At 71.8% G+C, this 21,513-nt stretch carries 23 protein-coding genes and 1 pseudogene; 14 read left to right on the top strand and 10 right to left on the bottom strand.

Annotated elements, in window-relative coordinates; genetic code table 11:
* The first annotated feature begins 8 nt into the window (after positions 1-8).
* Positions 9-1,334, top strand: a complete 1,326-nt coding sequence (locus ACTRO_RS42130) for an acyltransferase family protein (protein WP_063628176.1) — start codon at positions 9-11, stop codon at positions 1,332-1,334.
* Positions 1,335-1,369: 35 nt separating this feature from the next.
* On the opposite strand, the gene ACTRO_RS42125 is transcribed toward ACTRO_RS42130, so the two are convergent.
* On the bottom strand, positions 1,370-2,002 hold the full coding sequence (locus ACTRO_RS42125) for a DUF998 domain-containing protein (protein ID WP_034272165.1): 633 nt from the start codon (positions 2,000-2,002) through the stop codon (positions 1,370-1,372).
* A 72-nt stretch (positions 2,003-2,074) separates the two neighbouring features.
* Here ACTRO_RS42125 and ACTRO_RS42120 point away from each other — a divergent pair, with 72 nt between their 5' ends.
* Positions 2,075-2,293, top strand: coding sequence for a hypothetical protein (locus tag ACTRO_RS42120; RefSeq protein ID WP_034272163.1), 219 nt, complete (start codon positions 2,075-2,077; stop codon positions 2,291-2,293).
* A gap of 117 nt (positions 2,294-2,410) precedes the next feature.
* Here the strand turns inward: ACTRO_RS42120 and ACTRO_RS42115 are convergent, their stop codons facing one another.
* The 3 genes from ACTRO_RS42115 to ACTRO_RS42105 all read right to left on the bottom strand — a co-directional run bounded on the left by ACTRO_RS42115 (position 2,411) and on the right by ACTRO_RS42105 (position 4,515).
* Complete coding sequence (locus ACTRO_RS42115) at positions 2,411-2,893, bottom strand: hypothetical protein (RefSeq protein WP_034272161.1); 483 nt, start codon at positions 2,891-2,893, stop codon at positions 2,411-2,413.
* A gap of 141 nt (positions 2,894-3,034) precedes the next feature.
* Entirely contained in the window at positions 3,035-3,451 is a 417-nt protein-coding gene (locus ACTRO_RS42110; protein WP_034272159.1) for an SgcJ/EcaC family oxidoreductase, read from the bottom strand.
* Between the two features lie 98 nt (positions 3,452-3,549).
* Positions 3,550-4,515, bottom strand: a complete 966-nt coding sequence (locus ACTRO_RS42105; RefSeq protein WP_034272158.1) for a sigma-70 family RNA polymerase sigma factor — start codon at positions 4,513-4,515, stop codon at positions 3,550-3,552.
* A gap of 170 nt (positions 4,516-4,685) precedes the next feature.
* Here ACTRO_RS42105 and ACTRO_RS42100 point away from each other — a divergent pair, with 170 nt between their 5' ends.
* The 3 genes from ACTRO_RS42100 to ACTRO_RS42090 all read left to right on the top strand — a co-directional run bounded on the left by ACTRO_RS42100 (position 4,686) and on the right by ACTRO_RS42090 (position 8,155).
* Entirely contained in the window at positions 4,686-5,984 is a 1,299-nt protein-coding gene (locus tag ACTRO_RS42100) for an MFS transporter (RefSeq protein ID WP_211244618.1), read from the top strand.
* Positions 5,985-6,041: 57 nt separating this feature from the next.
* Positions 6,042-6,620, top strand: a complete 579-nt coding sequence (locus ACTRO_RS42095) for a TetR/AcrR family transcriptional regulator (RefSeq protein ID WP_034272156.1) — start codon at positions 6,042-6,044, stop codon at positions 6,618-6,620.
* A 623-nt stretch (positions 6,621-7,243) separates the two neighbouring features.
* On the top strand, positions 7,244-8,155 hold the full coding sequence (locus ACTRO_RS42090; protein WP_034272154.1) for a DUF4349 domain-containing protein: 912 nt from the start codon (positions 7,244-7,246) through the stop codon (positions 8,153-8,155).
* Between the two features lie 4 nt (positions 8,156-8,159).
* On the opposite strand, the gene ACTRO_RS42085 is transcribed toward ACTRO_RS42090, so the two are convergent.
* The 3 genes and pseudogenes from ACTRO_RS42085 to ACTRO_RS42080 all read right to left on the bottom strand — a co-directional run bounded on the left by ACTRO_RS42085 (position 8,160) and on the right by ACTRO_RS42080 (position 9,609).
* Positions 8,160-8,516, bottom strand: a complete 357-nt coding sequence (locus ACTRO_RS42085; RefSeq protein WP_051452227.1) for an STAS domain-containing protein — start codon at positions 8,514-8,516, stop codon at positions 8,160-8,162.
* 170 nt (positions 8,517-8,686) lie between these two features.
* A pseudogene (locus ACTRO_RS51245) lies at positions 8,687-8,785 on the bottom strand (Hsp20/alpha crystallin family protein); the annotation flags it as partial.
* 161 nt (positions 8,786-8,946) lie between these two features.
* Entirely contained in the window at positions 8,947-9,609 is a 663-nt protein-coding gene (locus ACTRO_RS42080; RefSeq protein ID WP_211244617.1) for an HSP18 transcriptional regulator, read from the bottom strand.
* Positions 9,610-9,677: 68 nt separating this feature from the next.
* Between ACTRO_RS42080 and ACTRO_RS42075 the strand changes: the two genes are divergently transcribed.
* The 3 genes from ACTRO_RS42075 to ACTRO_RS42065 all read left to right on the top strand — a co-directional run bounded on the left by ACTRO_RS42075 (position 9,678) and on the right by ACTRO_RS42065 (position 13,512).
* On the top strand, positions 9,678-10,031 hold the full coding sequence (locus tag ACTRO_RS42075) for an STAS domain-containing protein (RefSeq protein WP_034272153.1): 354 nt from the start codon (positions 9,678-9,680) through the stop codon (positions 10,029-10,031).
* A gap of 260 nt (positions 10,032-10,291) precedes the next feature.
* A complete protein-coding gene (locus tag ACTRO_RS42070; protein WP_211244616.1) occupies positions 10,292-12,061 on the top strand; it encodes an ABC transporter ATP-binding protein/permease in 1,770 nt (589 codons plus the stop codon).
* Positions 12,058-13,512, top strand: coding sequence for an aminotransferase class V-fold PLP-dependent enzyme (locus tag ACTRO_RS42065; protein WP_051452225.1), 1,455 nt, complete (start codon positions 12,058-12,060; stop codon positions 13,510-13,512). The genes ACTRO_RS42070 and ACTRO_RS42065 overlap by 4 nt, the downstream gene beginning before the upstream one ends.
* A gap of 39 nt (positions 13,513-13,551) precedes the next feature.
* Here the strand turns inward: ACTRO_RS42065 and ACTRO_RS42060 are convergent, their stop codons facing one another.
* The gene (locus tag ACTRO_RS42060; RefSeq protein ID WP_157436749.1) at positions 13,552-14,454 is read right to left on the bottom strand and encodes a hypothetical protein; all 903 of its coding nucleotides are present in this window, start codon (positions 14,452-14,454) and stop codon (positions 13,552-13,554) included.
* A gap of 11 nt (positions 14,455-14,465) precedes the next feature.
* Complete coding sequence (locus ACTRO_RS42055) at positions 14,466-14,858, bottom strand: nuclear transport factor 2 family protein (protein ID WP_034272150.1); 393 nt, start codon at positions 14,856-14,858, stop codon at positions 14,466-14,468.
* A 175-nt stretch (positions 14,859-15,033) separates the two neighbouring features.
* Here ACTRO_RS42055 and ACTRO_RS42050 point away from each other — a divergent pair, with 175 nt between their 5' ends.
* The 3 genes from ACTRO_RS42050 to ACTRO_RS42040 all read left to right on the top strand — a co-directional run bounded on the left by ACTRO_RS42050 (position 15,034) and on the right by ACTRO_RS42040 (position 18,007).
* On the top strand, positions 15,034-16,401 hold the full coding sequence (locus ACTRO_RS42050; protein ID WP_034272147.1) for an APC family permease: 1,368 nt from the start codon (positions 15,034-15,036) through the stop codon (positions 16,399-16,401).
* Between the two features lie 101 nt (positions 16,402-16,502).
* Positions 16,503-17,117, top strand: coding sequence for a WXG100-like domain-containing protein (locus ACTRO_RS42045; RefSeq protein WP_034272144.1), 615 nt, complete (start codon positions 16,503-16,505; stop codon positions 17,115-17,117).
* A 53-nt stretch (positions 17,118-17,170) separates the two neighbouring features.
* A complete protein-coding gene (locus ACTRO_RS42040) occupies positions 17,171-18,007 on the top strand; it encodes a hypothetical protein (RefSeq protein ID WP_034272141.1) in 837 nt (278 codons plus the stop codon).
* Positions 18,008-18,016: 9 nt separating this feature from the next.
* On the opposite strand, the gene ACTRO_RS44680 is transcribed toward ACTRO_RS42040, so the two are convergent.
* Positions 18,017-18,334: a hypothetical protein gene (locus ACTRO_RS44680; protein ID WP_051452223.1), complete on the bottom strand. Its 318-nt coding sequence runs from the start codon at positions 18,332-18,334 to the stop codon at positions 18,017-18,019.
* Between the two features lie 156 nt (positions 18,335-18,490).
* Here ACTRO_RS44680 and ACTRO_RS42030 point away from each other — a divergent pair, with 156 nt between their 5' ends.
* The 3 genes from ACTRO_RS42030 (at position 18,491) to ACTRO_RS42020 (ending at position 21,175) form a co-directional block, all read left to right on the top strand.
* Positions 18,491-19,318, top strand: a complete 828-nt coding sequence (locus ACTRO_RS42030; protein WP_034279078.1) for a metalloregulator ArsR/SmtB family transcription factor — start codon at positions 18,491-18,493, stop codon at positions 19,316-19,318.
* Positions 19,319-19,344: 26 nt separating this feature from the next.
* The gene (locus tag ACTRO_RS42025) at positions 19,345-19,860 is read left to right on the top strand and encodes a hypothetical protein (RefSeq protein ID WP_034272138.1); all 516 of its coding nucleotides are present in this window, start codon (positions 19,345-19,347) and stop codon (positions 19,858-19,860) included.
* Positions 19,861-19,939: 79 nt separating this feature from the next.
* Positions 19,940-21,175: a hypothetical protein gene (locus tag ACTRO_RS42020; RefSeq protein ID WP_051452222.1), complete on the top strand. Its 1,236-nt coding sequence runs from the start codon at positions 19,940-19,942 to the stop codon at positions 21,173-21,175.
* Positions 21,176-21,513: the final 338 nt, after the last annotated feature.

Here is a 21,513-nt window from a genome sequence, read left to right as displayed (position 1 = left end):
TTCGTGGCATGACACGGAATCGATACGCGGACCTTCTGCGGGTCGTGGCCATCGGCGGCGTGGTCTACGGCCACTGGCTGCTGGTCTCGGTGACCTACAGCGGCGGCCGGCTGTCCGGCGTCGACGCGGTGGACTACGTCAGATGGGGCCGGTGGGTGACCTGGCTGTTCCAGGTCATGCCGGTCTTCTTCCTCGTCGGCGGTTATGTCAACGGCCAGTCATGGGCGTCACGGCGCGCGCGGGGCGAGGGGTGGACTCCGTGGGTGCGCGGGCGGGCCGTGCGGCTGCTGTGGCCGACGGCGGTGTACATCGTCTGGGCGCTGGTGATGGTCGCGATCGCCCGCATGGCCGGCCTCCCGCACTCCGAGCTGGCGCTGGCCGGCTGGCTCTCCGCTCTGCACCTGTGGTTCCTGCCGGTCTACCTGCTGCTGATCGCGCTCACGCCGCTCATGTTCGCGGCGCATCAGCGCTGGGGTCTGGCCGTACCCGCCTGGATGGCCGTGGGCGCCGGCCTGGTGAACGTCGTCGCGCGCGGCCTCGACGTGCACCTGCTGGGGTATGCCGATTATCTGCTGGTATGGGGATGCATCCACCAGTGGGGCTTCGCCTGGCAGGATCGCACCCTGACCACCCCGCGCCGACGCCTGTACGTGCTGATCGCGGCCGGCGGCGTGCTGCTGACCGTCTTCGTGACCACCCGGACGTTCAACGTCGACATGGTCGGTTCCGGCAACACCAACCCGCCGTCCATCGCCCTGCTCGCCTTCGCCGCGGTGCAGACCGGGCTCGTCCTGCTCGCCGAGCCGCTCGTCTCCGCCGCGCTGCCCTCCCGGCCGAAACTGTGGCGCTTCCTGTCCCGGTCGAACGTGCTGGTCATGACGGTGTACCTGTGGCACTTCGTCCCGGTGATCATCGTCTCGGGGGCCTTCTACGTCACCGGCGTGCTGCCGCAGCCGGGCGTCGGCTCCGGCCAGTGGTTCGCCTGGCGGCCGGTCTGGTTCCTCCTGCTGACGGCGGTGTTCGTGCCGCTGGTCGCGGTGGTGATGTGGGCCGAGCGGCCGCTGGTGCGCCTGCCGGCCGGGGTCGGGCGGCCCGGCTACTGGTCGCCGGCGCTTCTGCTGATCGGTCTTTTCGCCGCGTGCGCGGGCCTGTCGCGGCTGGCCGTCGACGGCTTCGCGCCCGGCGGCTCGATTCCGACCGCGACCGTGGCCGCGTTCGCCCTCGGCCTGGCCGCGATCGTGTGCACCGGCCGTACGGTTGAGGACGGCGAGGAGGCGACGTCGCGCCCTGACGTGCTCGGCGGCCCGTCCGCGGCGGTCACCCGCCAGCCGTGAGCCGGTGGTCGTGAGCCAGCCGTCGTGACGCGGCGTCAGCCGTCGGCCGTCTGACGCTCGGCGGCCCGGCGCGGCTGGCGCGCGTACTGCGACGCGCGCCGCAGGCAGACGACCACGATCACCGGCCACACGGCCTGAAGCCCCGTCACGATGCGCTCGGCCAGCCCGGCCACGCCGTCCGAGCGCAGCTCGAACAGGAACCATCCGGCCAGCACCGCGACCAACACGGTGAACATGATCGCCGTGGCCGGCCGGAGCACCCAGGGCGCTCGCGGGCCGCGTTCGACGCTCAGGCACGGCCAGAGCGCGAGCGCGATGAACGCCGCCCCGCTGGCCAGGATGTGCTGGGCGGTGGTGCCGCCGCCCGCCGGCTCCGGGGAGAACGCCACCAGGACCGAGGCGCTCCCGCCGACGAAGATGCTTGCGCGCGCGGCCGTGCGCACCGCGTCCAGCCCGCACGCGGTGACGATGTAGCACAGGCCCACCACCACGAACACGGAGGTCATCAGCCAACGGTCGGTCGCGCCGTGCGCGGCAAGGGAGCTGATGGTCTGGCTGAGCGGATCGAAGCTCGGCGGTTGCAGCGAGGTGGCGGCCACCCAGCCGGCGATCAGTGACACCGGGGCGAATCCCGAGGACAACAGCACCCACCAAGGAACGAGCGGCATATCTCCAAGGTAAGGTCTTGTGTTGCGTAGCCGCTCGACCGCTGACGTGGGATCACCTGTCCGGCCTAGGCTGTGTCTTCAGCCTACGGCCTGCCCCTAGCGTCGCTCGGGCTCGGCAGAGCCGACTGGCTGCGGCAGTCCGGCGCCCTCGCGGTTACGCAACTGAACTACGACAGCCGGGCGGTCACCTTCCCTTCGCTGGGCACGGTCGAGGTGGCCGAGCCGGATGAGGAGCCGGAGATCCTCGATCGCCCCTCAGCCGCTTTCCAAGACGATCGCGCCGGGCCGTAGCGTGCGCCTGCCGATCGGGGCATGGGAGGGGAGCGACTCAGCGCCCTTCCCATACCCCCGCGCCAACCCCCTCGACATGCCCTCGTCAGACGCCTGTTGAGCAGGCGCGCCCGACCGTCAGCCGAAGATGTCGTCGATCAGGTCCTCGCCGATCTCCAGGCCCGCGCCCATGGCTATCGCCTGGCCGAAGCCGCTGCCCATGAACCGGCTGAACGCGCCTCCGCCGCCCTGACCGTAGCCCTGCTGCTGGTACTGCTGCTGGTACTGGTCCTGATACTGCTGCCGGTACTGCGGCGGCTGCGGCGGGTAAGGCTGCTGCGACTGGTAGCCGGTCGTCGGCGGGCGGTCGTAGCGGGCCTCGTCGTCGATGTGGTTGGCCACGAACGTGTGCAGCGACTGGAGCAGCTGGCCGACCTGGGCCTGCTCGGTGCGCACCTCGAGCGCGACTTCCTTGAGGTCCAGCAGCCACTCGCGCGCGTTGGGGTCCCCGGCCTCCACCGCGCGCTGCAGCTTGGCGGCGAGGGCCGACAACGCCCGCACGGTCTGCTGGCCCTGCTCCTGCAACTGCTCGTAGTTCCGGTCGATCGTCTCGACGTCCATGTCCGCTTCCCTCGTTCTCGTTGCTCTCGAACTGGCAACGCACGAAGTTCCTCGATCGTTCCGTCACGCCGGAGAGCGCGCCGGGCGCCGTCCGCTCCCCGGGCCGAGGAGCAGACGGCGCCTGCTCTGCCGCGACGGGCCTCAGTGCGCGGGCGCGGGCGCGAGCACCGGGCTGTTGTGGTACGCGGCGATCAGCCACCGGCCGTACCGCTTCTCGAGGACCCAGGTCGCGTTCACCTTGGCCGCGTCCGGAGCCTCGGTCTGGCCGGCGAACAGGATGGCCGACTCGACGACGACGATCGCGGCGGCCGCGCCGACGAAGCGGATGCTCAGCTGCTTGTTGCTGGTCGAAGTGTTCTTCAGCGGCCCCGCGAACGCCTGGGCCATGCTCGCGCGGATCACCTCGCGGCTGCCGCGCAGCGAGCCGGGCATGATGGCGGTCGCGTCCTCGGTGTAGTCGGCGACCATGGCGTCCGCGTCGCCGGCCTGCCACGCCTTGTACGAATCGGCCAGGACCGCCTGGATGGCGGTCTCGTCGGCTGCTCGGTTGTCAGACATCGGTGTCTCCCTACTCGACGGCCCGCCGCGTTTCGGGCGAGCTCGCGAGTACATACCGACGGCGCGGCCGAAATTCATCGCGCGCTCCTCAAGCCGTTTCAAGCAGCGGCGGCAGCCAGCCCGAACAGGGCGAAGACCTCCGGCTCCTGGAACACCGAGTTCCGGCTGATGCCGTCGGCCGTGACGGTGAAGATCTGCAGCGTGTGCAGCTCGTATCCGCCCTCGACGGCTCGATACGCGGCGAAGCCGGGCTGGCCGTTGGCCGAGACCGGCTCGAGCCGCCAGCTCGTTCCCGCGTGCGCGAAGACCCACTCCATGAACAGGCCGTAGTTCTCGACGCCCGCGAACCAATTGAGCATCGGCGGCATTTCCATGATCACGTCTTCGGTGAGCAGCCGCTTGAGACCGTCGATGTCGGCCTTCTCGAAGGCCTTCATGTAGCGGTCGATCCAGGCGCGCTGCTCGGCGGCCGACGGCTCGCTGAGGTCCTCTTGCCGGGCCCCGGCGTCCTTCACCCGCGTGCGCGCGCGTTGCAGCGAACTGTTCACGGACACCGCCGTGGTGCCGAGGATCTCCGCCGCCTCGGCCGCGGAGAAGCCGAGCACGTCGCGCAGGATCAGCGCGCCTCGCTGACGCGCCGACAGGTGCTGGAGCGCGGCGGCGAACGCCAGCCGCAGGCTGCTGCGATCGATCGCGGCTCCGGCCGGATCGCCCGCGCCCAGCAGCGAATCCGGCAACGGCTGGAGCCAGGCGACCCGCTCTCCCGGGACGAGCGGCGCGAGCGGGTCCGACGCGGCCACGAGCCCCGACGGCAGCGGTCTGCGGCCGCGGACCTCCAGCGCGGTCAGGCACGCGTTCGTCGCGATCCGGTAGAGCCAGGTGCGCACCGAGCTGCGGGTCTCGTCGTACTGCTCCCGCGCCCGCCATGCCCTCAGGTACGTCTCCTGGACCAGGTCCTCCGCGTCGTGGGCCGAGCCGAGCATGCGGTAGCAGTAGGCCAGCAGCTCCGTGCGGAACGGCTCGATCCGGCGATCGAAAGCCTCTGACTCAGCCGCCTGCGTCATGCCTACTCCCCCTTCGAACTCCCCGTCGCCCCCACCGTAGCTCTTCCCCGACACGCGAGTGGCGTGCTGCCCGCAGCGGACCGCCCGATTTGACTAGACAGACTTGTCTGTCTAGTCTCAGGCTCATCGAAGTAGACAGACCTGTCTACCACTCCCCCGAGGAGCCGATCATGACCGCGCCCGTGACCGCCGCCCGCCGCGCCGCCTCCCCGGCGCCCGACCCGCAGGACCGGCGCGGCTCGACCGCGGCGGCCGGCCGCGCCGGCCACGTGCCCAGGCTGACCGGACTCCCGGCGATCGTGCTGCTCGCCTCGCTGATCGTGGCGCTGCTCGCCGCGTCCAGCGCGCCTACTCCGCTCTACGCGATCTACCAGGCGCGGTGGGGCTTCAGCCCGATCACCACGACCGTCGTGTTCGGCGTGTACGCGCTCGCGGTGCTGGTCGCGCTGCTCACCCTGGGCAAGCTCTCCGACCACCTCGGCCGCCGCCCGGTGCTGCTCGCGGCGATCGCGGTCCAGGCCGTGGCGCTGCTCGTGTTCACCACCGCCGACGGCGTTCCGGAGCTGCTGACGGCGCGGGTGATCCAGGGCCTGTCCACCGGCGCGGCGCTCGGCGCGATCGGCGCCGGGATGCTCGACATCGACCGGGAGCGCGGCACGTTCGCCAACGCGCTCTCGCCCGGCATGGGCACGGCGACCGGCGCGCTGATCTCCGCGCTCGCTGTGCGCTACCTGCCCGCGCCGACCCACCTGATCTACTTCTTCCTGCTCGGCGTGTTCGTGCTGCAGGCGCTGGGCGTGTCGCTCATGCGCGAGACCGTCACCCCGAAGCCGGGAGCGCTCGCCAGCATCGCCCCGGAGATCAAGCTGCCGCGGACGCTGCGCGGTCCGATCCTGACCGCGATACCGGTGCTGTTCGCGGTCTGGGCGCTGGCCGGGCTCTACGGCGCGCTCGGCCCGGCGCTCGTGCGGGCCCTGACCGGATCCTCCCAGGTGGTGCTGGGCTCGGTGAGTCTGACCGTGCTGGCCGGCACGGCGGTGGTGGCGGTGTTCGGACTGCGCCGGGCCTCGGCCCACGCCGTGATGCTCACCGGCATCCTCACGCTCGTCGGCGGCGTGGCCCTGACGCTGGTCGCGCTCGACCTGCGCTCGACCGGCCTGTTCTTCATCGGGACGGCGCTGAGCGGCGTCGGCTTCGGCAGCGGCTTCCAGGGCGGGATCCGCACGGTGGTGCCGCGAGCCGCGGCGCATGAGCGCGCCGGGGTGCTCTCGCTGCTCTACGTCGTGTCCTACCTGGGCATGGGCCTTCCGGCCGTGGTCGCCGGCGTGCTCGTGGTGCGTGGCGGCGGCCTGATCGACACCGCGTACGAGTACGGCGCGGCCGTGATCGTGCTCGCCGTGCTCGCGCTGCCGGGACTGCTCCGGACGCGCCGCGCCGAGGCCGCGGCCGCAGCCGTGCAGGCCGGGTGAACCGCGGCTACGATGAGTATCAATAGACAGATCGGTCTGTGGAGTGAGGTGTCGTCCATGCCCGCGGGAAGCACGACGGCCAAGCCCTCGGCTCGCGAGCGGCTGCTGGCGGCGGCGAACGAGCTGTTCTACGAGGAGGGCGTGCACACGGTCGGCATCGACCGGGTGATCGAGCGCGCCGGGGTCGCCAAGGCCTCGCTCTACAGCACCTTCGGCAGCAAGGAAGCGCTGGTCCGGGCCTACCTGGAGTCGCGTCACGCGAGTGTCGCGAACCGGATCAGCCGGCACGTCGCGCAGTACGACACGCCGCGGGAGCAGCTGCTCGGTGTCTTCGAGGCGCAGGCCGAGATGGCCGCGCGGCCGGGTTACCGCGGCTGCGCCTTCGTGGCCGCGAGCGCGGAGTCCCATCCCGGCGACCAGATCGAGCAGGCCGCGGACACGTTCCGCGGATGGCTGCGCGCCCTGCTGACGGACCTGGCCGGGCAGGCCGGCGCGGCCGACCCGGACGCGCTGGGCCGGCAGCTGCACCTGCTGTACGACGGCGCGGTCGCCTCCGCCCGGATGGACCGGGATCCCACCGCCGCCGACGCCGCACGCGCCGCGGCCGCGACCTTGCTGGATAGCGCAACAGCCTGATTCGCTTTCATTCTGGTGATGCGGATGAAGACTTCGCATCCCGATACCAGAGTGCTGTTTGTTACTCCCGTGACTTCACGGTGATGGGCAGTCACAGAGCCGTAACGAGTTGGCATTCTGCTTGTCGCGCCAGCCCGGCGAGGTGACACTCATTCTTCAGACGGCCGATACGCCGTCTTCTTCTCAGGGATATCCCATTCATCGCCGATCAGCCGGGTCTGCTGACCACGATGAAGGATCGGGTGGGGAATCATGGCTGAATTCGGCGTGTAATCACCCAGAAGGTGATCAACGAGGCCGTCTGCCGCCTCCGCTCGACCATGGCCCGCGCCCCAGCCGGAAGATCGAAAGCCCGGCGGCCTTCCTGCGGCGATAAGGGCCCTGCGATCTCGGAGTCGAGGGGAACCGCGGCGGGCCGTCGCACATCCAATCCGCAGCGACCCCGCCGACAGGCGGCGGGGCGCGGAGTGAGGGGTGGAGATCCGGTGATGCTTGGGCGGTTCGGCGGGGCACGGCGGGCGGTGGCGGCGGTACTGCTGGCTGCTGCGGCAGTAGCGGGGGCGAGTCTGGTCGCAGGGTGCAGCGACTCGGCTGCAAGCAGCACGAACGCGAGTGGGGAATCGGTGCCGGGCGCGAAGGCCGGTGCGGACAACCCGGCTGCGGCCGGGTCGAGCGCCGGCGGGTCGAGCGCGGGCGAGAGCACCACGAAGGCGGACGTCGCGGATCCGCAGAGCCTGATCATCATGGCCGGGCTGCAACTGGCGGTGCAGAACCCGGACAAGGCGGCGGATGCGGCCGAGCAGACCGCGATCGCGGCGGGCGGCTACGTCGCGGGCGAGTCGGAGGGCGTCGGCTCGCAGGTTCTGCCGAGCGCCGACATCACCGCGGACGCCGCCGCCGGCAGCGCGACCGGCGTCAGCCCCCTGACACTGCCCGCGCCGAACGCGGCGCCCGGCAAGGAGCAGGCGTTGCTGCTGCTGCGCATCCCGCCGTCGCGGCTGGCGGACGTGCTCGCGACCCTTTCCGGCGGTGGCGGCATCGCTTACCGCACCCAGTCGGAGACGGACGTGACCGGCCAGGTCGCGGACGTCGACAGCCGCGTCGCCTCGGCCAAGGCGTCGATCTCGGAACTGCGCGGACTGATCGACAAGGCCGCGTCGATGAACGACCTGATCTCGCTGGAGCAGGCCCTGGCCAGCCGCGAATCAGACCTCGAGTCCCTGGAGGCACAGCAGCGCGCGCTGGCCGACCAGGTCGCCTACGCCACCGTCACCGTCGGCTTCTTCGTGTCCGCGGGCGCGGTGGTCGCGCCTCCCGTCAAGCACCGCAACCCGTTCTCCGCCGGCCTCGTCGACAGTTGGCACGCCCTGATCGCGATCGGGCACGGCCTGCTCGCCGTCATCGGCTGGCTGCTGCCCTTCCTCGTCATCGTGGCCATCCTGTGGTGGCCGGTGCGCCGCGTCGTACGCATGGTGCGGCGGCGGCCGGCCCGTGCGAATACGGAGATCGAGAGCGTGGAGGCGGCGGAGGTCTGAGCCGTCACGCGCTCTCCGCGAGGTCCTCGTCGGTGGCGGCGTCGACGTCGGGGAACAGGTCGAAGTACGCCAGCGCGCCCGACAGCTCGAGGACGCGCGTGACTGCTTCGGAGGTCGCCGCGAGACGCAGCGAGGAGGAGGCGGCTCTGGCGGCGCGCTGAGCTTTGACCAGCGCGCGCAGGCCGGTGGAGTCGCAGAACACGACGGCCGCGGTGTCGAGCACGACGATGCCGTGCTCGACGGCGGGGATGAGCGCAGTCTCCAGGCGGCGCGCGGAGTACAGGTCGAGCTCCCCCGCGGCGGTGATCACCGTGGGGCCGCGCTGATGCTGCGCGACGTCAACGACCAGGGGCGTGGTCATCGTGGGCCTTTCGGGGTGCGGGTCGCCGGCTGGGCGCCGGCCGGCGCGGGCTACGCGCGCACGGGGACGGGCTGCGCTCTCGGACGAGGCGCGAAGGGACCGGGTCAGGCCGAGGTCCGCGGGCGCCTTGACGACGCGCCGGTCTCCTCAGGTCCCGCACCCGCGCTGGTATCGCGATACGCGTGCCTCGGCAACGGGGCCGGGTGCGACCGGCTTCCGGTCGGGGCGAGCCGGTCCAGCTCGCGGAAGGGGTCGGTGCGCGTCGTCATCGAACAGCCTCCTTGGAGTCAGAGCGGAGCGGGCCCGGTGCGCGGGTCCGCCGTGCCTGGGTGACGCCCATTTTTTAGCATGTCATCTTTCCGATGACAAGAAGGAGGTGTCACTGTAAAGATGACATTGCCCGGGCCGCGTGCGCGGCGGTCACGGAGCGTCAGTGACGGCGGCGCGCCCGGGTGTCCGCGCGCACGCTCTCGGCGTCGCCGGACAGGGCGTCGATCCGCTCGGCCAGCCCCTGCTGGTCCACTCCGAGGTGCGGGCGCGCCTCCAGCAACGGCTGGAGCAGCGTGGCCGCGTCGGCGTTGCCGAGCGCGGCGTTCAGCGCGGTCATCGGCTCCTCGGCCTCGTGCGAGAGCCCGGTGAGCGCGCCCACCTGCGCGGCGAGCACCCGCAGGTCGGCGGAGCGGTCGCGGGCCCAGGAGTCCACCGCGCGCACCTGCGCCCGCCGGTCGCGTTCCGCGCTGACGCGCTCGTCGCCGGTGGAGGCGCCCGCGTCCACGCTCGGACGCAGCCGCAGCGCCCGCCGCTCGGCCGCCTGACGGCTCGCCACGCCCAGCGCCGGCGCGAGATCGGCCCAGCTGGCCCCGTGCGCGCGGGCGGCGTCGATCAGCTCCGGCTCCCAGCCGGCCAGCTGCTCGCGCACCTGCCGCAGCAGCACCAGGGCGGCGAGGAACGGGGCCGGGCCGGACGCGTCCCGCGGCCCGCGGGTCGCGTCCACCGCGGCCTCGATCTCGCCGATGTCCGCGCGCGGATCCGCCTCGTCGCCGGGAGCATGCGCCATCGCCGTCACCCTTTCGCCGACGCAGGAGGTGGTCATCGTTTAGACGACACACTACAAGGAGATACGGAAGCGGCCCACCCACGAGCCTGCGCGAAAGAGATCAGATGCCCGGGACCCGACTCCTGCCCGCCTCCGACGCCGCGCTGGGGATCACCTGCCGCTCAGAGGCCGGCGGCCGCACCGTGCTGGTGCTGACCGGCGAGCTCGACGCGGCCGCCGCGAGCGGGCAGCTGCCCCGCTGCGCCGGCCTGGTGCTCGACGTCGCCGACGCCGCGCTCGCCGACATGCCCGGGCTGCGCGCGCTCATCGCCGTCCAGCGCGAGGCCGCGGCGCTGCGCCGCCCGCCCATCGCGCTGCGCGGCGTGCGCCCGCTCTTCGCCCGGACCCTGCATATCGCCGGCGCCGACCACCTCTTCCCGCGCGAGTGCGCCCCGGCCCTCGCCGCGCACGCCGGCTGACGCAGCACCGGAATATCACTGAAATCTTTCAGCTCGGAACGCGACTCCCGACCAGCATATGAGGACTCTGTGAAAGTCGGCCGCTTAGTCCGTGTCGGGCGCGGTACGGGTGGGTAAGGGCCCTGCCGTGCGAGCGAGGAGAGCGCCGCGCGGCGCGCGGATGAGATCGACGACCCCTGATTCGCCCGGCGATCGGGCACAGTAGGGTGAGTTCGCGGTTTCTGCGTTCCCTCCCACACCCGCAGGATGGATGAATCCCCATGCCCGAGCTTGGAGCAAGACCGACCGCCACCGCCGCCGCGGTCCGCACCGCCGGCGGGATCGGCCTCGCGCCGGTGCCCGCGGCGCGCGGGCTGCCCGGCCTCTCGATCGAAGCGATGGAGGCCTCTTACTCGCTGCGCAACGGCAAGCAGGTGCTGCGGCCGGTCTCGCTGGTCGTCCCGGCCGGCTCGCTCACCGCGCTGGTCGGGCCGAGCGGCGCGGGCAAGACGGTGCTGCTGGACGTGCTGGCCGGAGTCACCATGGCCACCGGCGGCTCGGTGCTGCACGACGGGTCCACCTGCCGGCTCCACGACGCGCAGGACGTGCGGATCGGCTACGTGCCGCAGGACGACATCGTGCACCAGGCCCTGCCGCTCGGGCGCACGCTGCGCTACGCGGCGAAGCTGCGGTTGCCGGTGGCCGCCTCGGAGGCGGAGATCGAGCAGGCGGTGGCCGGGGTGCTCACCGCACTCGGCCTCAGCGAGGTCGAGGACGTGCGGATCAGCCGGCTCAGCGGCGGCGAGCGCAAGCGCGCCAGCATCGGCGTCGAACTGCTCTCCCGGCCCTCGGCGCTCTTCCTGGACGAGCCCACCTCCGGCCTCGACCCGGCCACCGCGGCCGAACTGATCGGCCTGCTCGGCCGGATCGCGGCCAGCGGCACCACGGTCGTGTTCACCAGCCACAACCCGGCCGACATCGACCCCTGCGACCTGGTCGCGGTGGTCGCGCCGGGCGGGCAGCTGGCCTTCTCCGGCCCGCCGCGGCGGGCGCCGGAGCACTTCGGGGTGGAGACCTTCCCGGAGATCTACGGCTGCCTCGGCCGGCAGCCGGACCCGGCGTTCTGGGCCGAACGGCGCGCCTCGCTGCCGCCGCAGCGCGCGCTGGCCCCGCACGCCGAGGCCGCCGCGACCGAGGCGTGGCGCCGGCCCGGCTCGGTCCGGCAGTGGCTGCTGTTCACCCGGCGCGGCTTCGACCTGCTCACCCGCAGCCGGCTGACCCTGGCCATCATGATCGGCTGCCCGGCGATCATCATCGTGATGTTCCTGATGATGTTCCGGCCGGGCGCGTTCGACTTCGCGGATCCGAGCCCGAGCACGAGCGCGATGATCCTGTTCTGGATCGCCTTCGGCGGGTTCTTCTTCGGGCTCACCTACGGGCTGTCACAGATCTGCGACGAGTTCCCGATCCTGCGCCGCGAACGGATCGTGGGCCTGCGGATCGCGCCGTACCTGCTCTCCAAGGTCACCCTGATGCTGCCGGTTCTGGCGGTGGTGGACGCGGTGCTGCTGGCGGTGCTGGCCGGCACCGGGCGGCTGCCCTCACTCGGCGCGGCGGGGCTGGCCCAGCTGATGGTGAGCCTGCTGCTGGCCTCGGTCTGCGCGCTGACGCTGGGGCTGCTGGCCTCGGCCGCGGTCGCCTCGCCGCAGCAGGCCACGCTGATGCTGCCGATGCTCTGCTTCCCGCAGGTGCTCTTCGTCGGCGCGTTCCTGCCGGTGCCGGTAATGGCGCTGCCCGGCCGGGCGCTGAGCGCGCTGATGACCAACCGGTGGGCGTTCGAGGCGCTGGGCCACACCGCGAACGTCGCGCACCTGTGGCGGGACGGCGGATCCCCGCTCGGCCCGCCGCTGCTGGCCTCCTACGGCCGCACCTTCGACGGCTCGGCGACCGCGGACTGGTGGCGCCTGGCCGGTTTCGCCGTGCTCTTCCTGGCCGTGGCGGCCGCGCTGCTGGCCCGCAGGCTACCCAAGCGGAGGCGAGGCAACCGTTGACCACGATTTCCGAGGAATCGGCCACCCGTTTCCAGACCGCGTTCCCCGAGTACGCGCGCACGGCGCTGCTCGACGAGATCCGCCGGACCGAGTACGGCTATCTCGACCGGGAGGGGCACGTCTACCTGGACTACACGGGCGCCGGTCTCGCGGCCGTCAGCCAGTACCGCTCGCACGCCGAGCGGCTGGCCGACGGGTGCTTCGGCAACCCGCACTCGGCGAATCCGGCCTCGCAGGCCTCGACCGACCTGGTCGAGGCCTGCCGGCTGGCCGTGCTGGACTACTTCCACGCCGATCCGCGCGAGTACACGGCGGTGTTCACCGCGAACGCGACGGCCGCCTGCCGGCTGGTGGGCGAGGCCTACCCGTTCGACCCGCAGAGCCGTTTCCTGCTCACCTTCGACAACCACAACTCGGTCAACGGCATCCGCGAGCACGCCCGGCGCGCCCGCTCGCAGGTGCGCTACATCCCCGGCTCCGGGCCTGAGCTGCGGGTGGACGAATCCATGCTCGAAGACGCGCTGGCGGACGCCGCGGTCTACGGCCACGGCGCGCGCGCCGGGCTGTTCGCCTACCCGGGGCAGAGCAACTTCTCCGGGGTGCGCCACCCGCTGCGCTGGGTCGCGACGGCCCAGCGGCACGGCTTCGACGTGCTGCTGGACGCGGCGGCGCTGGTCCCGACGACGAAGCTCGACCTCTCCCTCGTGCACCCGGAGTTCGTCACGATCAGCTGGTACAAGCTCTTCGGCTACCCGACCGGGATCGGCTGCCTGATCGCCCGCAGGGAGGCGCTGGAACGGCTCAACCGGCCGTGGTTCTCCGGCGGCACGATCCACGCGGTGAGCGTGCAGGGCGACTGGCACGTGATGGCGGACGGCGCGACGGCGTTCGAGGACGGCACGGTCAACTTCCACAGCATCCCGGACGTCGAGTACGGGCTGCGCTGGCTGCGCGGGCTGGGCATCGAGACGATCGGCACCCGGGTGCGCTGCCTGACCGGGTGGATGCTCGACGGGCTCTCGGCGCTGACGCATTCCGACGGCTCGCCGCTGGTGCGGATCTACGGACCCTTGGACACCGTGGACCGGGGCGGCACGGTCTCCTTCAACTTCCTGGACGCGCGCGGCCGGGTGGTGGACGAGCGGATCGTGCAGACGGACGCCGGTGCCGAGCGCATCAGCGTACGAACCGGCTGCTTCTGCAACCCGGGCGCGGGCGAGCTGGCCTTCGACATCGGCGACAAGGAGCTGAACGGGCAGGTGAGCCGGCAGATCCAGAGCATCGACCAGTACCTGCAGGCGCTGCGCCTGCCCAGCGGCGGCGCGGTGCGGGCCTCGCTGGGGCTGGCGTCGAACAAGGCGGATGTGGACCGCTTCCTGGAGTTCGCGACCTCCACCTACCGGGACCGGCTGGTGCGCGCGGACGGGCTGCCGCCCCGGGAGAGCTGCTGAGCGCGGCCCGCAGAATCAGGATACGAGGACCGTTATGAATCAGTAGTCTGCGTCGCCGGAACCGTTGCGGCGTACGGCGAGCAGGCCGTCGTAACGCGAGAGGTAGCGGTAGTCCGCGGTGCCCCACAGGCCGCGGAAGTCCTCGCGCGCGTCCTCCGGGCCGCGGTACGCGACGTCGAGCAGGCCGAGCGTCGCAGCGTACTCGAACGCCACGCAGAGCAGATATCTGCCTTCGAGCACGTCCCACGCCCCGGCCTCGCCGAGATCCTCGGGGGCGTAGCCGAGGCTGCCGCGCTCCGCGTCCTCGACGTACAGGTCCCACACCGCCTTCGGCGTCCTCGGCACCGCCAGCGGCGGCTCGAGCGTCCGCGCCAGGTCGAAGAGCCGGTCCACGGCCACCCACTCGCCGACCGGCAGCCGCGCGAGCCCGGCTGCCGCGGCCGCCCGGCGCTTGGTCGGTGCGCTCAGCACGCCCGGCTTGCGCTGGCCGCGGATCGCGTCCACCCGCATCAACTCGTCGATCGGCGCCTTGAGCAGCCAGCGCTCCCACAGGCCCTGGAGATGCTCGGCCCGCGGCTCCTCGAGCACCGTGCGGCCGCGTGCGGTGGTGCGCATCCACGGCCCCTCGAGCCGCGCCAGCCCGCCGGCCAGCAGCAGCAGCGGCCACGCGAAGGACGCGATGTCCTCGTCCGGGTAGTAGTCCCCGCCGGCCAGCGCGCGCCCGATCATCCGGGTGGTGATCTCGCTCGGCCGCTGCGAGGTGGCACTGCACTTGAGTTTGCCGCGCTCGACCTGCGCGAGGACGGCGCCGAGGTCGGCCACGGCGCGGGCCGCGCCGGCACCGGCGCGCCGGATCTCGGCACCCGGCCCGACCATGGCGGGGTAGTCGTCCCCGGACGGCAGGTCGCGGTCGGGCTCGGCGGGCTCGGCGGGCTCGGTCATGATCACCTACCTTAGCGCCCGAGCGCCTCTGCCGTGATGCGCTCGAACTCGGCGCCCATGGCCTGTGCGAGCGCCTGCGCACCGGAGAGCGGCCGGACCATGACCATGAAGTCGTCGATCAAGCCGTCCTCGTCGAAGTGCAGGAAGTCGCAGCCGTTGATCTGGAGGCCGTCGACGGTGGCCGTGAAGACGAGCGCGTGGTCGCGGCCGTCGGCGCCCTCGATCTCGCGGACGTAGCGGAAGTCCTCGAACACGCGCAGCACGGCGCGCAGGATCGCCGCCGTGACCGCCTTGCCGGGGTACGGCTTGAACGCGACCGGGCTGGTGAACACCACGTTCTCGGCGAGCATCGCCTCGATCGCCGCGGTGTCGCGTGCTTCGACGGCCTTGCGGAACGGGTGCATCGGACTCCTGATCATCGCCTCGGTCGGTGCCGCCTCCCGGCCCGGGTCACAGGGTAGCGCGGCGTGCGGCGGCGGCCGCGTCATCCATTCGCCGGGCGCAACGCGTGATCCGGAGCGCCCCGGGCGATGCTGGTAGGCAGGACGACCATCCGGACCACCCGTTCGAAGGCGCTCAATGACGACGACCGCGGCCCCGTCCGGCACCCCGTCCGGCGAGGGCGCGCTGCACCGCACGCTGGGCTTCCGCGACCTCATCGTCTACGGCCTGTTGTTCATCGCGCCGATGGCGCCGGTCGGGGTTTTCGGAGCGCTGCAGGCGAGGTCGCACGGCGCGATCGCGCTGGTGTACGTGGTGGCGACGATCGCGATGGCGTTCACCGCGTTCTCCTACGCGCAGATGGTGCGGGTGGCGCCGCAGGCCGGGTCGGTGTTCACCTACGCCCGGGTGGGGCTCGGGGAGGGCGCGGGGTTCATCGCCGGGTGGATGGTCATGCTCGACTACGTGCTGATCCCGGCGGTCGCCTACCTGTTCTCCGGGATCGCGATGAACTCGCTGGTCCCGTCCGTACACCAGTGGATCTGGACGGCGATCGCCGTCGTGGTCACCACCGGCCTGAACCTGATGGGCGTGCACACCGCCGCGTTCGTGGGCTTCCTGGTGCTGGCGATGGAGATCGTGGTGCTCGCGGTGTTCGTGGTCGCGGCCTCGGTGGAACTCGTGCTGCACGGCGCACGGCACGGCTGGCTCAGCCCGTTGACCGGGCAGAGCGGGTTCTCGATCGGGGCGGTGCTCGGCGCGGTCTCCGTAGCCGTGCTCTCCTACCTGGGCTTCGATGCCATCGCCTCGTTCGCGGAGGAGACCACGGGCGGTTCGGCGAAGGTGGCGCGCGCCGTGCTGACCTGCCTGGCGGTCGCGGGTGTGCTGTTCGCGCTGCAGACGTATCTCGCGGCGCTGCTCTCCCCCGAGTCGGCGGCGCAACTGGAAGCGGATCCCGGCGCGCAGGGCGCGGAGTTCTACACCACGGTCGACGCGGCGGTGGGTTCGTGGCTGCACGATCTGGTCGCGGTCAGCAAAGCCATCGGCGCGGCGTTCGCGGCGCTGGCCGGGCAGGCGGCGGCCGGAAGGCTGCTGTTCGCGATGGCGCGGGAACGCCGGCTGCCGCGGGTGCTCGCCCAGGTGGACCGCGCCTCGGGCGTGCCGCGCCTGGCTCTGAGTTGCGCCGCCGTGGTGACGCTGGCGGCCGCGGTGTGGGCGGCGAGCCGCGACGACGGCCTGGACCGACTCGTCTCCGTCGTGGACATCGGCGCCCTGGTCGCCTTCACGCTGCTGCACCTTGCGGTGGTCGGCTTCTTCGCGGTCCGCAGACGCGGCGGGGACCACCGCGTCCGCCCGCTCGCCCACGTCGTGGTGCCGCTGCTCGGCGCGGCCGTCACCATCGCGGTGATCACCCAGGCGGCCGGCGCGGCGCAGGTCGTCGGCGCGATCTGGCTGGTCATCGGATTCGTCGTGCTCGGCGTGCAGCGCCGACGGCGCGCGCTCTGACCCACCGCGACCCCGGGACCGGTCCCATTCGTGTCCTGCGACGCTTGTCCCCGACGGCCGGCGGGAACACCGGAGTGCGAGGAGACGCGGAGGTCGCGCACATGAGCATCCAATTGCCCAGCCAGCTCACCTGGTGCCTGAACCTGGTGGGCATCCCGTGGCCGGACATCGACGAGGACGAGCTGCACAACTGGGCGACGCAGGTGCGGACCTACGCCCAGAACACCTCGGACACCCACGACGCGGCGCACGCCAAGGTCAAGTCGCTCGCCTCGACCAGCCAGGGCGACGCGTACGACGCGTTGAGCGCCGGCTGGGAGAGCGCCTCGAACACCCACATGAAGCCGCTGGTCAGCGGCTGCCACTCGTTCGCCGACGCGCTGGACGCGGCGGCGGTGGTCGTGGTGGCGGTCAAGGGCACGATCATCGCGGCGCTGACGGCCATGGCCGCCCAGATCGCCGCGGCCCAGGCCGCCGCGGCGGTGACCGGCGGCACCTCGACGGCGGCCATCCCGGCGATCGTGCAGGGCACCCAGACCACGGTGCAGGGGCAGTTGAACGCGCTGGCCCAGCAGGTGATCGGGCAGCTGCTTGAGGCGGTGGCGACGCCGCTGGAGAACACGATCGCCGGCGCGGTGGAGAACATGCTCTTCCCGGGCGTCCGGCTCGGTTCGGGGAGTTCGGGCAGCTCGACGACCGCGTCATCCGCCTCCTGAATCAATACTCACCTATCGCCTGCAGCTGGCGCGCAGAAGGGATAAAACCGGCCATGGGCACGGGTTACACTCTCGATCCGGACGAGTACCGGGCCGCCGCCGACGTGATCGCGGGGTACGGCTCGACGCAGGCGGACCACGGCTCGGCGCTGGCCGCGGGCACGAGCACGCCGCTCAGCAGCTCGGGGACCGGGATCGGCGGGGCCATCTCGATGATCGCCCAGGGCACGGTGCAGAAGATCGTGACCGACGTGACCTCGACGACGCAGGGCTTCGCCGACGACACCGCGCAGGGGCTGCGCACCCAGGCCGCGGGCGCGGACCAGCTGGAGTCGGAGATCGCCGGCCACGCCAACACCCTGCTCAGCGGCGGCGAGCTGTCGCTGCCGGGGGGCGGCGTTGCGGGCGGCTTCTCCCTCGGCGCCGGCGGCCTGCTGCCCGCGGGCGGTACCGGCGGCGGCCTGGCCACGTCCTTCGGCGCTCCCCTGACGTCGGGCACGGCGCTGGGCCAGGGTTCGGTCGAGACGGGCGAGGTGGATGAGCTGGGCTTGAGCCGATCCGGCTCGACCGGGACGGGAATCGGGGCGGCGGACGCTGCGGCGGCCGAGCAGGCGGAGTCGGGCCAGTCGGCGACCCAGTCCTTCGGGCAGATGCGCGGCGGCGCCCGGCCGGGCAGCGCCGGCGCGGCGGAGGAACGGGGGCGGCGGCCCGACTATCTCAAGTCCAAGACCGAGGCGGCTCAGGGTCAGGACAAGCGCATGAAAGAGGCGACCGAGAAGCACCTGAAGGAGTGCGGGATGGCGCCGATCCCGTTCGGCTCGAACCGGTTGGTCTGCGCGAAGTGCGGCACCGTCGTCGAGCTCGGCGACGCCGACTCGCTCTCGGCCTGAGCGGCTCTTCTACTCGTAGCTCTCGTAGTACGCGCGGATCTGGTCGGCCGTCAGCTCCGCGCCCGGCGGCAGCGGGTCGGCCGTGGTGCCCGAGTAGTAGTCGCGCACTCCGGGCCGCACCAACACCGCGTTCGGGGCCGCCGCCTGCGCCGTCGTCAGCTGCCGCTGCCGGCGCAGCGCGGTGATCTGCAGGATCAGGCCGGCCAGGCCGACCAGCATCAGCACCATGCCGACGGCGGAGATGTTCACGCCGTCCAGGTGGAAGCGGGTGGCGAAAGTCAGGACCGCCCCGGCCGTGATCACCGAGGTGTTGGCGCCGATGGACATCGCAGGATCTCCTTCCTCGCCGCGGCTCGGCGATTCGATAGCACTGCGGATGCCCGGACGCGCCGGAGAGATGCGCCTCGCCGGCGTGATCGTTGCACTTGACATTATGCAGGCAGATACCTGCATAATGGAGTCGTGAGCGGTCACGACGAGGAACTGGACCTGGTCTTCAAGGCCCTGGCCGACCCGACCCGGCGGCTGATGCTCGACCGTCTGCGGGAGCGCGACGGGCAGACCCTCACCGAGCTGTGCGCGGCGCTGACGATGGCCCGGCAGTCACTCACCCAGCACCTCGACCTGCTCGTGCGGGCCCGGCTGGTCACCGTCGTGCGGCGCGGCCGGGAGCGGCTGCACTACCTCAACCCGGTGCCCATCCACGAGATCGAAGAGCGCTGGATCTCAGGCTTCGACAAGCCGCGCCTGCTCGCCCTCAGCGCCGTCAAGACCCAGGCAGAGGAGTACGCCATGGCCGCCAAAGCCGCCGACCCCACCACCGCCGAAGCCACCGGGACCCGTCCCGACAGCCCGGTTCCGGACTACGTGTACGTCACCTACATCCGCGCCACGGCCGAGCAGGTCTGGCGGGCGCTGACGGACGCCGACCTGACGGCCCGCTTCTGGGGGCACGCCAACGTCTCGGACTGGAAGCCGGGATCGAGGTGGGAGCATCGGCGCGCCGACGGATCGGGCGCAGTCGACGTCGTCGGCCGGGTCCTCGCCGCCGAGCCGCCGCACCGGCTGGTGATCACGTTCGAGGACTCCCCGGACAGCGACCGGGAGGCCTCCGTGGTGACCTTCGAGGTGGAGCCGCACCAGGACATCGTCCGGCTGACCGTGACGCACGAGAAGCTGCCGAACCTGGAGATGCTCGGCGGCATCTCGCGGGGCTGGCCGGCCGTGCTGGCGAACCTCAAGTCGCTGCTGGAGACCGGCGACGTGCTGCCGCAGGCGCCGTGGGAGATGAGCCCGAGCGAGCACGCCTGAGCGGCGTACCGGAACCGGAGGAAAACATGAACAGCGACACGGCGAGCGCCCTGGGCGCCGCTTACCGGGCGTTTCTCGACGCGGCGGAGACGGTGGCCGCTGCGTCCGACGACGAACGGGTGGCCCCCGCGGCCGGCGAATGGGACGCCGCGCAGATCCTGGCGCATGTCAGCATCCTGAGCGCGGACACCGTGCGCACCGTCTGCGCGGTCATCGGCGGGGCGAACGTCACCTACGACAACCGGCTCGCGCAGGACACCTGGACGCTGGACCGCCTCGTCGAGACCGCGGGCGGCGCCACCGGATTGCGCGAGCGCATCCGCCTCCAATGCCAGGCATTGTGCGCGCTCGCCGATGGCGCGGCGCTGAGCGAAGCCGAGCTCGCGGCGCAGGTGCCCACGCTGCTGGTGTCGCAGGGCAAGCTGATGGTCGATCAGGCCATGCCCCTCGGCGGCATCCTCGCCGGCTTCGCCGAGATGGAGCTGCCTGGCCACACCCGCCAACTGCTGGCGCTGACGCGGACGTCCGTGGGTACCGAGTGAATCGCGTGTACAGCGGCGGCAATCCACGGTTCTCGGAGATACCGCCGGACGAGAGCTGATAGGGCGCTACCATCGGCGGGTGCTTCCTCCACGGCGCTCTAAAGCCGCACTCGCGCTCCTGGCCGGTCTGACCCTGGCCGCGGCCTCGCTCTCGGGCTGCGGCTCGAACGCCGCGCAGGCCGGCCCGGCCGCGGACACGAAGCCCGCGGGCCTCGTGACCACGGCCCCGGCGACACCCGCCGCGTCCTCGGCGTCCGCGTCGCCGTCGCCCTCGGCCTCGCCCTCATCCGCCTCGCCGAGCGCCGCGCCGTCGACCGCCGCCGTACTGCCGAGCCCCGGCAATCCCCAGGGCCACGCGACGATCCCGTCGGCCGCCGAGCCGGTGGACACCTCGCACCCGACCCGGGTCGTCGGCGACGGCACCGCGGCGAGCTGTACGTCCGCAGCCGTCGTCAGCGCCGTCGCGAAGGGCGGCCTGATCACCTTCTCCTGCGGGCCGGCCCCGGTCGTGATTACCATGACGGCCACCGCGAAGGTCGTGAACTCCGCCCAGACCGTGGTGCTCGACGGCGGCGGCAAGGTCACCCTCAGCGGCGGCGGCGTGCGCCGGATCCTGTACATGAACACGTGCGACAAGGCGCAGACCTGGACCACCTCGCACTGCCAGAATCAGCAGTACCCGCAGCTGACGCTGCAGAATCTGACCTTCACCGACGGTAACTCGACCGGCCAGGCGGCCTACGGCGGCGGCGGCGGTGCCGTGTTCGCCAGCGGCGGCAGGCTGAAGATCGTCAACGACCGGTTCACCCGCAACCGCTGCGACTCCACCGGCCCCGACCTCGGCGGCGCCGCCGTGCGCGCGCTGGAGCAGTGGAACAACCTGCCGGTCTACGTCGTCAAGAGCACCTTCGGCGGCGCCGCCGGCCTCGGCGGCGTCTGCTCGAACGGCGGCGCGCTGAGCAGCATCGGCGTGTCCTGGGACGTGATCGACTGCGTGATGACGTACAACGAGGCGATCGGCGTGGGCGCCAACCCGGCCCGCAGCGGCACCCCCGGCGGCGGCAGCGGCGGGGCGATCTACAACGACGGCAACACCTACACCCTGACGATCACTGACTCGGTGATCGAGCACAACCAGGCCAACGAGGGCGGCGGCGCGGTGTTCTACGTCAGCAACGACCGCTCTGGCACGATGACAGTCAACGGCTCTACGCTGCACAGCAACGTCAGCAAGGGTTTCTACACGGCCGGATATCCTGGCGTATTCTTCCTCGGCCAGGGCAAGCCGGTCGTCAGCGGATCCAGCCTGGAGTAAGGGTCCGATCGGGATGTATTACTGCGAATTGATGATCGGCTGAGTGCCCGTGGGGCGTGGTGGCTTGTCGGGTCGGGGTGGTCGTCGTGGCTCGGGGCGGTCGCTTCGCGTCGCCTGTTCGTCTGACCACGCGCCCACCCGTTGCGTTGGCGGGGTGGGCTGGGGTTTCAATATCTCGCCTCCGGCGCGGGCCCTTCCCTCGGAGAGAGTGCCGGGGCTGTGTGGGTGCTGGCGTTGGCGGGCGGGCTGGGGTTCGTGATGGTCAGGTGCCGGGGGTGTGCTCTCTCCTCGGTCGGTCCCCGGAGGCAATCAGGAACCTGCCGGGAGGTCAAGCGGCG

The organism is Actinospica robiniae DSM 44927, assembly GCF_000504285.1.
Classification (GTDB): domain Bacteria; phylum Actinomycetota; class Actinomycetes; order Streptomycetales; family Catenulisporaceae; genus Actinospica; species Actinospica robiniae.
Note: the sequence above shows the minus strand (reverse complement) of the source record. Positions and strands in the feature narration are given on the sequence as shown.

Excerpts from the sequence above, each read along its gene's own strand:
- ACTRO_RS42130 (WP_063628176.1), top strand. The coding sequence starts at position 9 with ATGACACGGAATCGATACGCGGACCTTCTGCGGGTCGTGGCCATCGGC.
- ACTRO_RS42125 (WP_034272165.1), bottom strand. The coding sequence starts at position 2,002 with ATGCCGCTCGTTCCTTGGTGGGTGCTGTTGTCCTCGGGATTCGCCCCG.
- ACTRO_RS42115 (WP_034272161.1), bottom strand. The coding sequence starts at position 2,893 with ATGGACGTCGAGACGATCGACCGGAACTACGAGCAGTTGCAGGAGCAG.
- ACTRO_RS42110 (WP_034272159.1), bottom strand. The coding sequence starts at position 3,451 with ATGTCTGACAACCGAGCAGCCGACGAGACCGCCATCCAGGCGGTCCTG.
- ACTRO_RS42105 (WP_034272158.1), bottom strand. The coding sequence starts at position 4,515 with ATGACGCAGGCGGCTGAGTCAGAGGCTTTCGATCGCCGGATCGAGCCG.
- ACTRO_RS42100 (WP_211244618.1), top strand. The coding sequence starts at position 4,686 with ATGACCGCGCCCGTGACCGCCGCCCGCCGCGCCGCCTCCCCGGCGCCC.
- ACTRO_RS42095 (WP_034272156.1), top strand. The coding sequence starts at position 6,042 with ATGCCCGCGGGAAGCACGACGGCCAAGCCCTCGGCTCGCGAGCGGCTG.
- ACTRO_RS42085 (WP_051452227.1), bottom strand. The coding sequence starts at position 8,516 with ATGACCACGCCCCTGGTCGTTGACGTCGCGCAGCATCAGCGCGGCCCC.
- ACTRO_RS42080 (WP_211244617.1), bottom strand. The coding sequence starts at position 9,609 with ATGACCACCTCCTGCGTCGGCGAAAGGGTGACGGCGATGGCGCATGCT.
- ACTRO_RS42075 (WP_034272153.1), top strand. The coding sequence starts at position 9,678 with ATGCCCGGGACCCGACTCCTGCCCGCCTCCGACGCCGCGCTGGGGATC.
- ACTRO_RS42070 (WP_211244616.1), top strand. The coding sequence starts at position 10,292 with ATGCCCGAGCTTGGAGCAAGACCGACCGCCACCGCCGCCGCGGTCCGC.
- ACTRO_RS42060 (WP_157436749.1), bottom strand. The coding sequence starts at position 14,454 with ATGACCGAGCCCGCCGAGCCCGCCGAGCCCGACCGCGACCTGCCGTCC.
- ACTRO_RS42055 (WP_034272150.1), bottom strand. The coding sequence starts at position 14,858 with ATGCACCCGTTCCGCAAGGCCGTCGAAGCACGCGACACCGCGGCGATC.
- ACTRO_RS42050 (WP_034272147.1), top strand. The coding sequence starts at position 15,034 with ATGACGACGACCGCGGCCCCGTCCGGCACCCCGTCCGGCGAGGGCGCG.
- ACTRO_RS42045 (WP_034272144.1), top strand. The coding sequence starts at position 16,503 with ATGAGCATCCAATTGCCCAGCCAGCTCACCTGGTGCCTGAACCTGGTG.
- ACTRO_RS42040 (WP_034272141.1), top strand. The coding sequence starts at position 17,171 with ATGGGCACGGGTTACACTCTCGATCCGGACGAGTACCGGGCCGCCGCC.
- ACTRO_RS44680 (WP_051452223.1), bottom strand. The coding sequence starts at position 18,334 with ATGTCCATCGGCGCCAACACCTCGGTGATCACGGCCGGGGCGGTCCTG.
- ACTRO_RS42025 (WP_034272138.1), top strand. The coding sequence starts at position 19,345 with ATGAACAGCGACACGGCGAGCGCCCTGGGCGCCGCTTACCGGGCGTTT.